This is a genomic window from Microbacterium sp. TPD7012 (assembly GCF_003075395.1).
In the GTDB taxonomy this organism is placed as follows: domain Bacteria; phylum Actinomycetota; class Actinomycetes; order Actinomycetales; family Microbacteriaceae; genus Microbacterium.
In genome coordinates, this window is sequence record NZ_QDFV01000002.1 from 686,867 (window position 1) to 698,953 (window position 12,087).

9 protein-coding genes are annotated in these 12,087 nt (G+C 70.1%); 7 read left to right on the plus strand and 2 right to left on the minus strand.

The window, feature by feature from the left end; all coding sequences use genetic code 11:
- Positions 1-10: 10 nt before the first annotated feature.
- Complete coding sequence (locus DC434_RS07305; protein WP_116634602.1) at positions 11-415, minus strand: YccF domain-containing protein; 405 nt, start codon at positions 413-415, stop codon at positions 11-13.
- An 89-nt stretch (positions 416-504) separates the two neighbouring features.
- Between DC434_RS07305 and DC434_RS07310 the strand changes: the two genes are divergently transcribed.
- The 7 genes from DC434_RS07310 to DC434_RS07340 all read left to right on the plus strand — a co-directional run bounded on the left by DC434_RS07310 (position 505) and on the right by DC434_RS07340 (position 10,916).
- Entirely contained in the window at positions 505-1,473 is a 969-nt protein-coding gene (locus DC434_RS07310; protein WP_116634603.1) for an ABC transporter ATP-binding protein, read from the plus strand.
- On the plus strand, positions 1,470-2,492 hold the full coding sequence (locus DC434_RS07315; RefSeq protein ID WP_116634604.1) for an ABC transporter permease: 1,023 nt from the start codon (positions 1,470-1,472) through the stop codon (positions 2,490-2,492). The genes DC434_RS07310 and DC434_RS07315 overlap by 4 nt, the downstream gene beginning before the upstream one ends.
- Positions 2,493-2,627: 135 nt before the next feature.
- On the plus strand, positions 2,628-5,735 hold the full coding sequence (locus DC434_RS07320) for a lamin tail domain-containing protein (RefSeq protein WP_116634605.1): 3,108 nt from the start codon (positions 2,628-2,630) through the stop codon (positions 5,733-5,735).
- A 113-nt stretch (positions 5,736-5,848) separates the two neighbouring features.
- Complete coding sequence (locus DC434_RS07325; protein WP_116634606.1) at positions 5,849-8,308, plus strand: UvrD-helicase domain-containing protein; 2,460 nt, start codon at positions 5,849-5,851, stop codon at positions 8,306-8,308.
- A gap of 28 nt (positions 8,309-8,336) precedes the next feature.
- Complete coding sequence (locus DC434_RS07330; protein ID WP_116634607.1) at positions 8,337-9,500, plus strand: SseB family protein; 1,164 nt, start codon at positions 8,337-8,339, stop codon at positions 9,498-9,500.
- A 43-nt stretch (positions 9,501-9,543) separates the two neighbouring features.
- A complete protein-coding gene (gene ligD / locus DC434_RS07335; protein WP_116634608.1) occupies positions 9,544-10,614 on the plus strand; it encodes a non-homologous end-joining DNA ligase in 1,071 nt (356 codons plus the stop codon).
- Between the two features lie 38 nt (positions 10,615-10,652).
- Positions 10,653-10,916 (plus strand): ribbon-helix-helix domain-containing protein, encoded by a 264-nt coding sequence (locus tag DC434_RS07340; RefSeq protein ID WP_116634609.1) that lies wholly within the window; start codon positions 10,653-10,655, stop codon positions 10,914-10,916.
- A gap of 82 nt (positions 10,917-10,998) precedes the next feature.
- Here the strand turns inward: DC434_RS07340 and DC434_RS07345 are convergent, their stop codons facing one another.
- The gene (locus tag DC434_RS07345) at positions 10,999-12,042 is read right to left on the minus strand and encodes an ATP-dependent DNA ligase (protein WP_116634610.1); all 1,044 of its coding nucleotides are present in this window, start codon (positions 12,040-12,042) and stop codon (positions 10,999-11,001) included.
- Between the last annotated feature and the right edge of the window lie 45 nt (positions 12,043-12,087).

The following is a 12,087-nucleotide window of genomic DNA, read 5'->3' on the forward strand; positions in this document are numbered from 1 at the left end:
CCTCGCGGCGTCAGGATCCGAGCGTACGGTCGAACGCGCCCCTGCGGGTGGAGACGATCTCCTTGCCGAGCGGCATCAGCGAGACCGGGACCATCTTGAAGTCGGCGATGCCCATCGGGATGCCGATGATCGTGATGCACAGCGCGATACCCGAGATGATGTGCCCGATCGCGAGCCACCAGCCGGCGAGGATCACCCAGAGCACGTTGCCCAGGAACGACCCGACGCCGGCGGTCGGCTTGCTGACGACCTCGCGGCCGAACGGCCAGATCGCGTACCGCGCGATGCGGAACGAGGCGATCGCCCACGGGATCGTGATGATCGGGATGCACAGCAGGACGCCGGCCAGGATGTAGCCGAGGAACAGAGCCCATCCCGCCAGGATCACCCAGATGATGTTGAGGATCGTGCGCATGGATCGATTGTGTCACCTGCGATCCGAGCCGGCTGAGCATCCGCCCCGAGCTCCCGGGCCGCGCTGCACCCGGATGGCAGACTGACCGCATGACCGGAATCGTCGTGGAAGACGTCAGCAGAGCATTCGGGACGGTTCAGGCCGTGCGGGCGGCCACCCTCCGCGCGGAGCCGGGGCGCGTCACCGGACTCGTGGGGCCGAACGGCGCGGGCAAGACCACGCTGCTTCTGATGCTCGCCTCCCTGCTCGCTCCCGACACCGGCCGGATCAGCATCGGCGGCGTCGACCCCTCCGCAGACCCGCTCGCCGCTCGACGGCGACTGGGGTGGGTGCCGGATGCGCTCGGCGCCTGGCCGTCGCTCACCGCCCGGGAGACCATCGTCACGACGGCTCGCCTCTACGACATGCCGAAGCCCGAGGCGGCGACCCGCGCTGAGCAGCTGCTGGCGCTCGTCGGGCTCGGCGACCTCGCCGATGCACCCGCGAAGGTGCTCTCCCGCGGACAGAAGCAGAAGCTGGGCCTCGCCCGCGCCCTGGTGCACGACCCCCAGGTGCTGCTGCTCGACGAACCGGCATCCGGTCTCGATCCCGAGGCGCGTGTGCACCTGCGGGTCCTGCTGCGCCGTTTCGCGGCGGAGGGCCGCACGGTCCTGATCTCCAGCCATATCCTCTCCGAGCTGGAGGAGGTCGTCGACGATGCGGTGTTCCTCGTCGCCGGGTCGGTCGTCGACGCGGCCCCGGCCCAGGCGTCGGTGCGCGCATGGCGGGTCCGCCTCGCCGGAGCGACGCCGGAGCGGATGAACGCCGACGCCTGGCAGGTCGCCTCCCTGCTGGGCCTCGCTCCCGAGTCGCTCGGATCCGACCGCGGCGCCGTCCTGGTCGGCTTCACCGACGACGACGGCGCGGCCCAGGCGCTGCGCCGCCTCGTCGAGGCCGGGCTCCCGGTGGCGGAGTTCGCCCCCGCGCAGAGCGCGCTCGAACACACGTTCCTGAACCTCCCGCAGCCCCCGGCATCCGCCCCCACCCCGCCCCCGGCCGGAACGGAGACAGGCGCATGAGTCTCGCGCACATCGGCACCGTCGCCCGCCTCGAGCTGACCCAGCGCCTGCGCAGCGTCAGCTGGTACGTCCTCCTCGGGGTGTTCGCGCTCGTCCTGCTCGGCATCACCGGGCTCGCGTTCGCCGTGTACTCCTGGGGTGACGCCGTCGGAGCCGGGGTCTACTCGATCGTCGTCAACATCGTCCTGCTGCTGGTGGTGCTGGTCTCGCCGACGCTCAGCGGCAACGCGATCAACGGCGACCGCGATGCCGCGACGCTCGCCGCGGTCCAGGTCACCGCCGTCTCGACCGGCGACATCATGATCGGCAAGCTCGTCGCCGCCATCGCGACGGGCGGCGCGTTCCTCGTCGTGGCGTTGCCGTTCCTCGCGTTATCCCTGCTCGGCGGCGGAGCGAACGCCGCCGTCCTGCTCGTCTCCCTCCTCGTCCTCGCGGTGGAGATCGTCGTGGTCGCCGCGATCGGCGTGGGACTGAGCGGACTGCTCGCGCGTCCGCTGTTCTCGGTCGCGACGACCTACCTCGTCGTGTCGGTGCTCGTGATCGGCACGCTCATCGTCTTCCTCCTCGGCGGGATGGCGGTGCGCGGCGAGGCGACCAGCTATCACCGTCCGTACGACTCTTCCGGGAACGTCGACTGCGAGCGCTGGGAGAGCAACAGCTACGAGGTGCCGCGGTTCGATCTCGTCTGGTGGGCGCTCGCCGCCAACCCGTTCGTGGTGCTCGCGGATGCGACCCCGACCGAGCTCTCCGCCGACGGCTACCCCGTCGACCTGTTCGGGCAGATCAAGTACGGGGTGCGCAGCGCGCAGCTGTCACCCCTCGAGCAGCGCTGGGACGAGTGCGATCCGAGCGGTGGCGTCACCGGTCGGACACCGCAGGAGGTCCTCGACTCGACCGTGCCGAGCTGGTTCGTCGGTCTGGGAGTGCAGCTCGTCATCGCCGGCTCCCTGTTCGCCGGGGCGTGGGCGCGCACCCGCACGCCGGCGCGACGGCTTCCGCCGGGCACCCGCATCGCCTGAGCCAGAGCCCACGCGGCACGGGAGGTGAACGGCCACCCGTCGTTCACCTCCCGTGCACGTGCGAGTCGCCGCGCGGCCACGCGGAGTCGGTGGTCTGGAGGCCTACCCGTCTGAACCCCTACCCAGGAGTCCTCCATGCCCCGCCTGCACTACGCAGCGGCGGTCACGGCCGTCTGCGCCCTCAGCGCCGCCGCCCTGCTCGCCACCCCGGTCGCCGCGGTCGGCGCCGATCCCGGCATCCGTCCCGTCGAGGAGGCTCCGGGCGTCACCGCGTCCGCGGGTCTCGTGCTCAACGAGATCATCTACGACGACGCAGCGACCGGTCTCGCCGATCAGGTCGAGCTCTACAATGCCGGCACCGAGTCGGTCGCCCTCGACGGCTGGTACATCTCCGACGAGAAGCGCGACGCGTTCGGATCTGCGCCGGAAGGCACGTCGTTGGCGCCGGGGGAGTTCCTCGTTCTTCAGAAGGATGTCGACTTCGGCTTCGGGCTGGGCAAGGGCGACGAGGTCGTGCTGTTCGACCCGGCCGGTGCGGAGATCGACGCCTACGCGTACGAGAACACCGCGCCGCTGTCGGACTGGTCGCGGTGCCCTGACGGCACCGGGGAGTGGGCGCACGCGACGGCAGCAACGCCCGGTGCGGCCAACGACTGCTCGGTGACGCCTGTCGACGGTGCGATCGTCATCAACGAGGTGGATTCGCAGCCGGCCGACTGGGTGGAGTTCCACAACCCCGGCGACGCGGCACTCGACATCTCGGGCTACGAGGTCCGCGACAACTCGGATGACCACCGCTGGCAGTTCCTGCCCGGCACGACGATCGAGGCGGGAGCCTTCCTCGTCGTGGAGGAGGGCACGATCGGACTCGTCGGAGGCGCGGAAGCGGCATTCCGCGATCCGATCGGCATCGGCAGCGCCGACCGCATCCGTCTCTACGACGCCGGTGGCACGATGATCGACGACACGCTGCCCTGGTCCGGACACGCGGCCATCGACGGGGACTTCGCCGCAGCGACGCTCGCACGCTGCCCCGACGGCGAGGGCGCGTTCCTGCTGGCCCACCCCACCCCGGGTGCGGCGAACTCCTGCGTGATGCCGGACGTCGTCATCAACGAGATCGAGTCGAACGGCGATGCCACCGACTGGGTCGAGATCGTCAACACCGGAGCGACGGCGGTCGACCTCTCGGGGTGGTCCGTGATGGACAACGATCCGAACGGCCATGCCGCGGAGACCACGCCGCTTCCGGCCGGCACGATCCTCGAGCCCGGCGCCTTCTTCGTGTTCGACCAGCCCGCGAACTTCGTGTTCGGGCTCGGCAACGGCGACACCGTGACGATCCGCGACGCCAACGGGAACACGGTCGACGAGCACGTATACGCGGCGCACGCCGAGGGCGTCTGGGCGCGCTGCGCCGACGGCACGGGCGAGTTCGCCGATGTGGCCGTGTCGACCAAGGGACTCCGCAACGCCTGCGGCAACCCCGTGCGCATCAACGAGGTCGAGTCCGACGGCGGCTCCCCGGACGACTGGGTGGAGCTCGTGAACCCGACGACGGCGGCCCTCGACGTCTCGGGCGTCGTCGTGAAGGACGATGACGACGCGCACGCGTATGCGATCCCCGCCGGCACCTCGATCGCGGCCGGCGGATACCTCGTCGTCGAGCGCGAGCAGCTGGGCTTCGGTCTCGGCGGCGGCGACACGGTGCGCCTGTTCGACGGAGACCTGCTGATCGACGAGACCACCTGGGGTGAGGGCCACGCGGCGACCACGTGGGGCCGCTGCCCCGACGCCACCGGGGTCTTCGCGACCACGACCGAGTCCACGAAGGGCGCGGCGAACGTCTGCGACGGCGAGGTCACGGTCTCGCCGTGGCCCGGCTCCGCCGACGTGCGCGCGCTCGACGGCGTCCCGACCTTCCTCGAGGACAGCTCGGGCCTCGACGTGCAGGAGACCGCCGACGGCGTGTTCCTCTGGGCGGTCGACAACGGCGAAGGGCGCATCTGGAAGCTCGAGGCGCATTCCGACGGCTCGGTGGAGAAGGTCGACGGCTGGGAGGACGGCAAGCGCGTCCGCTTCCAGAAGGACGCCGAGGGCCCGGGAGCCGCAGGTCCTGACACCGAGGGCATCACGGTCGACGGCGCAGGCGCGGTCTACGTCGCCTCCGAACGCGACAACAGCGCCAAGGGCGTGAACCAGAACGTCGTGCTGAAGGTGGCCCCGGATGCCGCGGCGGGAGACCTCGTCGCGGAGCAGGAGTGGGATCTGACCGCGCTGCTGCCGGCCGTCGGAGCCAACCTCGGCATGGAGGCCGTCCAGTGGGTGCCTGACGCGGCGCTCGCCGGAAAGCTCTTCGATGACAACACCGGAGCCGCGTACGACCCGTCGGCATACGCCGGGCACGGAGACGGGCTGTTCTTCGTCGCCGTCGAGGACAACGGACACGTCTACGCCTTCGCGCTCGCCGCGGACGGCACGGCGACGCTGGTGTCGGAGATCGCCCCCGGGCTCCCCGGGGTCATGGCACTCGACTACGACGGCGTGCGGAACACGCTGTGGGCGGTCTGCGACGACGGATGCCAGGGCCGCTCGGCCGAGATCACCCTGAACGGCACCGCGAAGCCGGGTGTCGCGCACTACGCGCGCCCCGCCGGGATGCCCGACATCAACAACGAGGGCTTCGCCACGGCTCCGGCCTCGCTGTCGGTCGACGGTCAGCGCCCGGTCTGGTGGTTCGCCGACGGCTTCGCGTCGGAGGCGCTGCGCGTCGGGACCCTCCCGGGTGTCGACGGCGAGAACCCCGGCGGGGAGAACCCCGGTGGCGAGACGCCGCCGCTGCCCGGCACGGATCTGGTCGACGGCAACCGCAACGGCGTGACGGTCGACCCGGCGGTCGCGACGCGAGGCCAGAAGGTCACGGTCACGGTCGGAGCGGATGCCGCCGGCGAGGACGTCGCGGTGTGGATGTACTCCGACCCGGTGCGCATCGCGACCGGATCGCTCTCGGCATCCGGCGCTCTGAACGTCACGATCCCGGCGGATGCCGCGCTCGGTGCACACCGGATCGCGGTCTACGCGGCCGACGGCACGCTGCTCGGGTGGGCGGACATCCGCATCACGGCGGCATCCGGCGGTCTGGCGGCCACGGGAGCGGAGCTGCCCATCGCAGCGATCGCGCTCGCGCTGATGCTGCTGACGGCGGGTGGCATCGCCGTCGTTCGGCGCCGACGCACCGCCTGACACCGACCCGCGACACGAGGGGTGTGCGAGTTCGCTCGTGCACCCCTCCCGTCTCTCGACGGCCGTCGTCGCCGTGCCGCGGTGTCGGTGCCGCGGCCTAGACTCATAAGGCCATGACCGAAGCTCCCCTCATCGTCCCCGGAACCGCCGGTCCCCGCTCCGCAGGGGCCGAGGGACAGGACGACCTCCTCGCCGGACTGAACCCGCAGCAGCTCGAAGCCGTCACCTATCGCGGACCCGCGCTGCTCATCGTCGCGGGCGCCGGATCCGGCAAGACGAGCGTGCTCACGCGCCGCATCGCGTCGCTGCTCCGCGGCCGCGAGGCGTGGCCGAGCCAGATCCTCGCGATCACGTTCACGAACAAGGCTGCGGGCGAGATGCGCGAGCGCGTCGCCGGACTCATCGGCGACGCCGCGCGCGGCATGTGGATCTCGACGTTCCACTCCGCGTGCGTGCGCATCCTGCGCCGCGAGGCCGAGCAGTTCGGGTTCACGAAGACGTTCACGATCTACGACTCGGGTGACTCGCGCGCGCTCATCAAGCGCCTCGTGAAGGAGCACGAGGCCGATGCCTACGGCCTCACCCCGGCCTCCGTGCAGTCGCGCATCTCGAAGCTCAAGAACGAGCTCTCCGATGCCGAGTCGTACGCCCGCCAGGCCAACATGAGCGACCCGACCGAGCGCATCTTCGTCGAGCTGTTCGCCGACTACCAGCGGCAGCTGCAGAAGGCCAACGCCTTCGACTTCGACGATCTCATCGGTCAGACGGTGTACCTCTTCCGTGCCTTCCCGCAGGTCGCCGACACCTATCGGCGCCGCTTCCGGCACATCCTGGTCGACGAGTACCAGGACACCAACCACGCGCAGTACGCGCTGATCCACGAGTTGACGAGGCCGGTCTCCTCCGACGCTCCCGATCCGTATGCCTCGAACGGCATGATGATCTTCGAACCCGAGACGACGCCCGCCCTCGGCGGTGCCTCGCTCACGGTGGTCGGCGACTCCGACCAGTCGATCTACGCGTTCCGCGGCGCCGACATCCGCAACATCAGCGAGTTCGAGCGCGACTTCCCGGGTGCGCGGGTGGTGCTGCTCGAGCAGAACTACCGCTCGACCCAGAACATCCTGTCCGCGGCGAACGCCGTCATCGGCAACAACTTCGACCGCAAGGACAAGAAGCTCTGGAGCGACAAGGGCGACGGCGACGCCATCATCGGCTTCACCGGCTACTCGCAGCACGATGAGGCGCAGTTCGTGGCCGACGAGATCGAGGTGCTGCGCCGAGCCGGCATGCCGTACTCCGAGATGGCCGTGTTCTACCGCACCAACTCGCAGTCCCGCGCGCTGGAGGAGATCTTCATCCGCTCCGCGGTGCCGTACAAGATCATGGGCGGCACGAAGTTCTACGAGCGCGCCGAGATCAAGGACGCGCTCGCCTACCTCGTCGCTGTCGCGAACCCGGCCGACGAGATGTCGGTGCGCCGCATCCTGAACAAGCCGCGCCGCGGCATCGGCGACGTCACGGAGACCGCGATCGCTCGCTTCGCAGAGGAGCACGGCATCAGCTTCCGCGATGCCCTGGCCAACTCGGCGCAACTCGGCTTCGGCCCGAAGATCCAGGCCGCGATCGCGCACCTCGACGCCGTTCTCGCCGAGGCCACGGCGATCATGCTCCCGGCATCCGGCGAGCTCCCGGCCCCGACCACCGTCGCCGACGGCTTGAGCCTGCTGCTCTCGAAGAGCGGGTACCTCGATTCGCTCCGGGCGAGCCGCGACCCGCAGGACGAGGCCCGCGTCGAGAACCTCGACGAGTTCGTCGCCGTCGCCCGCGACTTCGCGCGCAACAACCCCGAGGGCACGATCGTCGACTTCCTCACCGAGGTCGCGCTGGTGTCGGATGCCGACGACCTCGACGACGAGTCCGGAACGGTCTCCCTGATGACGATGCACACGGCGAAGGGCCTCGAGTACGACGCCGTGTTCGTCACGGGCGTCGAGGAAGACCTCATCCCGCATCGCATCTCGGCGGGCGAGCCCGGAGGCCCCCAGGAGGAGCGTCGACTGTTCTACGTCGGCATCACCCGGGCCCGCAAGCGGCTGCACCTCTCGCTCGCGATGACCAGGGCGCAGTTCGGCGAGGTCACGGTCGCGATGCCCAGTCGATTCCTGCAGGAGATCCCCGCGGCGCTGATCGACTGGCGCCAGTCGCCGGGCGACGTCAACTCGCGTGGGGGCATGCAGTCGCGTGCCCTGAACGCGCGTCGTTCCGGCGGATTCGGCGGATCGGGCTCGGGTTCGGGCGACCGGTTCGGCGTCAAGGCGTTGCCGGGCAGGGATTCGCTCAAGCCGCTCTCGACAGCGATGGACAAGTTCCCCAACCGCGTCACCGCCAAGATGCGCGACAACGGCGACCTCGAGCTCACCGCAGGTGATCGCATCCGTCACGTCGACTTCGGCGAGGGCAGGGTCGATGCCGTGACCGGTGAGGGAGCGAAGCGCATCGCGCACGTGCGCTTCGACACCGCGGGGCAGAAGAAGCTGCTCATCAAGGTCGCGCCGATCGAGAAGATCTAGGGCTCGCGAGCGGGTTAGGCTGGCTCATATGGCCCTCTTCTCCCGCCGCAAGAAGTCCAGCGACGACGCCGTCGCCCCGGCAGCAGACGCCCCCGAGACCGAATCGCGCACGCCCGCCGACGACGCAGCCGAGACGGCTGTCGCCGAACCGGTCGCCGCGGCGCCCACGATCGGCATCTCCGTCCAGGCGTTCCGCGGTGTCGGTGAGGAAGCCGGCCCCGAGGTCGCTCTGCCCGACGCCGAGGCGGCGCCCGGGGCAGCGGCATCCGCTTCTCCGTCGGCCCCGTCGGGTCTGCCGACTCCGCGGCCGTCGGCGGCGCAGCCCGCCCCGCAGCTCGCGATTCCGCAGGACCGGCGGCTCCCGCTCGCTCCGAGCCTGCCGCCCGAGCAGACCGAGACCATCGCCGGGATGAAGGACAACGTCCTGCTCCGCGAGGCCCTCAAGGAGGTCGAGGCCGGCGCGACGAACGAGCAGCTGCTCGGCGTCATGCGCCAGGCTCTGCAGGGGCACCTGTACATCCGCGTGATCGGCGACGCGCGCACGCAGATCAGCGAGGGCAAGCCGCTCGCGGTCGCGGTCGTCCGTGATGCCGAGCGCCAGTTCATGCTCGCGTTCAGCTCCGCTGCCGCCGTGCGCGACTCGGTGCAGTTGGAAGACGATCCCGCCGCGAGCTCGGCGGTGGCGCAGCCGGTCACCTCCGTGCTGCAGCAGGTGGTGTCCGGCGACTTCGCGGGTCTCATCGTGGACAACGCCTCCGCACCGCACCGCGTGGTGTTCCCGACCGAGTTGCTGCAGAAGACGCTCGATCAGGCCGACGTCGACATGACGGTCAAGTCGCTCCTCGCCGCGCCGCGGGAACAGGATTCCGCCGTGAAGGTCGGGGAGGCGCTCGCGTCGAAGCGCATGTGGGTGGCCGTGAACGACGGCACCGGCACCGGTCAGATCGGCATCGCCGAGGCGCAGACCACCGACGGTCGGCGGTTCCTGCAGCTCTTCTCGCATCCGCTCGAGGTCATCGCGCTCGGCCGGGGCGATCGCCCGCTGCCGTTCGAACCCGAGCAGCTCGCCAAGGTGCTCTCGAGTCACGCCGAGATGGCCGGCGTGATCGTCGACACCGCGGGGCCGTCGATCGTCGTCGAGCGCGACGCGCTCGCACCGGTCCTGGTGCTCGCGGTCGACCTCGACGACTGAGCGCGGTCTTCCCCGGAATCCGTCGGCACCCTAGGGTCGGAGCATGGCCTCCGAACGCGTGACCCTGACCGTCGCCGACTCCGACGGAGAGCGCGAGGTCGTGCTCTCCAGCCCCAACCGTGTGGTGTGGCCGGACCTCGGCATCACCAAGGCCGAGCTCGCCGAGTACGTGCAGTCGGTGTCGATCCCATTCCTCAACGCGAACGGCAACAGGGCCGTGTCCCTCGAGCGCTTCCGCGACGGCATCGAAGCGGCGGGAAAGCCGCGGAAGGAGGGGTTCTTCTCGAAGAACCCGCCGAAGGGCACGCCTGACTTCGTCGACGCCGAGATGATGACCTACAACAGCGGGCGCCAGCATCCGCAGATCGTCCTCAACCGCGCCAGTGCGATCGTCTGGGCCGTGCAGATGAACACGATCGTGTTCCATCCCTGGGCGTCGCTGGCGACGGATGCCGACAACCCCGTCGAACTGCGCATCGACCTGGACCCGCAGCCGGGAACGGACTTCGCGGATGCCGTCACCGCCGCACACACGCTGCGCGAGGTGCTTCGCGAGGCCGGCCTCGACGCGTTCGCCAAGACCAGCGGCAACCGCGGTCTGCACATCTTCGCCCCCATCGAGCCGACGCATGAGTTCCTCGACGTGCGTCATGCCGTGATCGCCGCCGGGCGGGAGCTGGAGCGCCGGATGCCGGAGCAGGTCACCATGAACTGGTGGAAGGAGGAGCGCGGGGAGCGGATCTTCGTCGACTTCAACCAGGCCAACCGGGACCGCACGATGGCCGGGGCCTACAGTCCACGTGCCCTGCCGGGTGCGACCGTCTCGACGCCGGTCCTGTGGGAGGAGCTCGACGGGCTCGACCCGACCGTGTTCACGGTGCGCAGCATCCCGCAGCGGCTCGCGGACGTCGGCGATCCCTGGGCGGACATGCAGACCTCGCCGGGACGCATCGACACCCTGCTCGAGTGGTGGGAGCGCGACAAGGAGAACGGGCTCGGTGAGCTGTCCTTCCCGCCGGAGTTCCCGAAGATGCCCGGGGAGCCGCCGCGTGTGCAGCCGAGCAAGAAGGTCGCCGGCAACTGGGATGCCGAGGGCAATCCGATTGATGATTGACCGTTGATCCTCAGGCATTTTCGTCATACATTAATGACATGGCAGCGCGAGAGACGATCAACGGAAAGCCCGTCACAGAGGAACAGATCGCCGCTTGGGCGGCCGAAGCCGAGGCGGGTTACGACGTCGAGGCGATGAAGCGACGCGGACGCGGACGCCCAGGGCGGGGCGCCGAACCGTCTCAAGTCGTCGCTCTGCGTCTCACGCTGGACGAGATCGCGGCCCTCGATGCGCGTGCTCAGCGTGAAGGAAAGACCCGTTCGGAGGTCATCCGCGACGCGCTGACGGCGTCGGCGGCGTGAAAGCACACGAGTCCGCCAGCAAGCACGGGATCGGCGCGACCGCAAATGATCGAACTGCTGCCGTGAGGCGACTGACGCGGCCTCAGGACAATACGTCGGCGAGGTCGTAGCCGGCGACCGTGTCGAGCTGGTCGTAGGTGCAGGAGCGGGCATCGCGGTCGGGACGCCAGCGCTCGAACTGCACGGTGTGGCGGAAGCGCGCGCCCTCGAGCTGGTCGTAGCGCACCTCGAGCACGCGCTCCGGGCGCAACCGCACGAACGACACGTCCTTTGCGCCGCTGAACCGTGACCGCTCGCCCTCGCCGGTGACCGCGTCGCCGCTCTCGTCGCGTTCGACGAGGGGCGCGAGCTCCTCGACCAGTTCCTGCCGACGCGCATCGCTCCACGCGGCGACGCCGCCGACCTGCCGCAGGGTGCCGTCGTCGTCGTGGAGTCCCACGAGCAGCGAGCCGACGCCCGAACCGGACTTGTGGATCCGGTAGCCGAGCGCGACCACATCGGCCGTGCGCGCATGCTTGATCTTGAAGAGGGTGCGCTTGCCGGGGGCGTAGGGCTGATCGAGCGGCTTGGCGACGACCCCGTCGAGGCCCGCGCCTTCGAACTCGGCGAGCCAGCGGACGGCGGCGTCGCGGTCACGCGTGGTGCGTGTGATGTGCAGGGGATGCTCGACGGCATCCATCACGGTCTCGAGACGGGCGCGGCGGGTCTCGAAGGACTGGCCGAGCAGATCGTCGTCCCCGTACGCCAGCAGGTCGAACGCGATGAACATGGCGGGCGTCTCCGCCGCGAGCTTGGCGACGCGGGAGGCCGCGGGGTGGATGCGCTGACTCAACGCCTCCCAGTCCAGGCGCTGGGCGCCCTGCGGTCCGGTGGCGACGACGATCTCGCCGTCGAGGAGGCACGGGCCGGGGAGGAGCGCCGGGATGGCCTCCACGAGCTCGGGGAAGTACCGGGTGAGCGGCTTCGCGCCGCGGGAGCCGATCTCGACCGTCTCGCCGTCCCACGCGATGAGGCCGCGGAAGCCGTCCCACTTCGGCTCGTACAGCAGTCCGCCGGGCGTCTTCGCCGGGTCGGGCACCGCCGGGACGGCCTTCGCGAGCATCGGGGAGGGGATGTCGTAGCGCATGGTCCCATCCTGGCCGCGGGGGTCGTGCGGCGGAAGGGGGACCGG

What these genes read in the sequence shown, in the direction of transcription:
- DC434_RS07305 (WP_116634602.1), bottom strand. Translation starts at nt 415, where the DNA reads ATGCGCACGATCCTCAACATCATCTGGGTGATCCTGGCGGGATGGGCT.
- DC434_RS07310 (WP_116634603.1), top strand. Translation starts at nt 505, where the DNA reads ATGACCGGAATCGTCGTGGAAGACGTCAGCAGAGCATTCGGGACGGTT.
- DC434_RS07315 (WP_116634604.1), top strand. Translation starts at nt 1,470, where the DNA reads ATGAGTCTCGCGCACATCGGCACCGTCGCCCGCCTCGAGCTGACCCAG.
- DC434_RS07320 (WP_116634605.1), top strand. Translation starts at nt 2,628, where the DNA reads ATGCCCCGCCTGCACTACGCAGCGGCGGTCACGGCCGTCTGCGCCCTC.
- DC434_RS07325 (WP_116634606.1), top strand. Translation starts at nt 5,849, where the DNA reads ATGACCGAAGCTCCCCTCATCGTCCCCGGAACCGCCGGTCCCCGCTCC.
- DC434_RS07330 (WP_116634607.1), top strand. Translation starts at nt 8,337, where the DNA reads ATGGCCCTCTTCTCCCGCCGCAAGAAGTCCAGCGACGACGCCGTCGCC.
- ligD (WP_116634608.1), top strand. Translation starts at nt 9,544, where the DNA reads ATGGCCTCCGAACGCGTGACCCTGACCGTCGCCGACTCCGACGGAGAG.
- DC434_RS07340 (WP_116634609.1), top strand. Translation starts at nt 10,653, where the DNA reads ATGGCAGCGCGAGAGACGATCAACGGAAAGCCCGTCACAGAGGAACAG.
- DC434_RS07345 (WP_116634610.1), bottom strand. Translation starts at nt 12,042, where the DNA reads ATGCGCTACGACATCCCCTCCCCGATGCTCGCGAAGGCCGTCCCGGCG.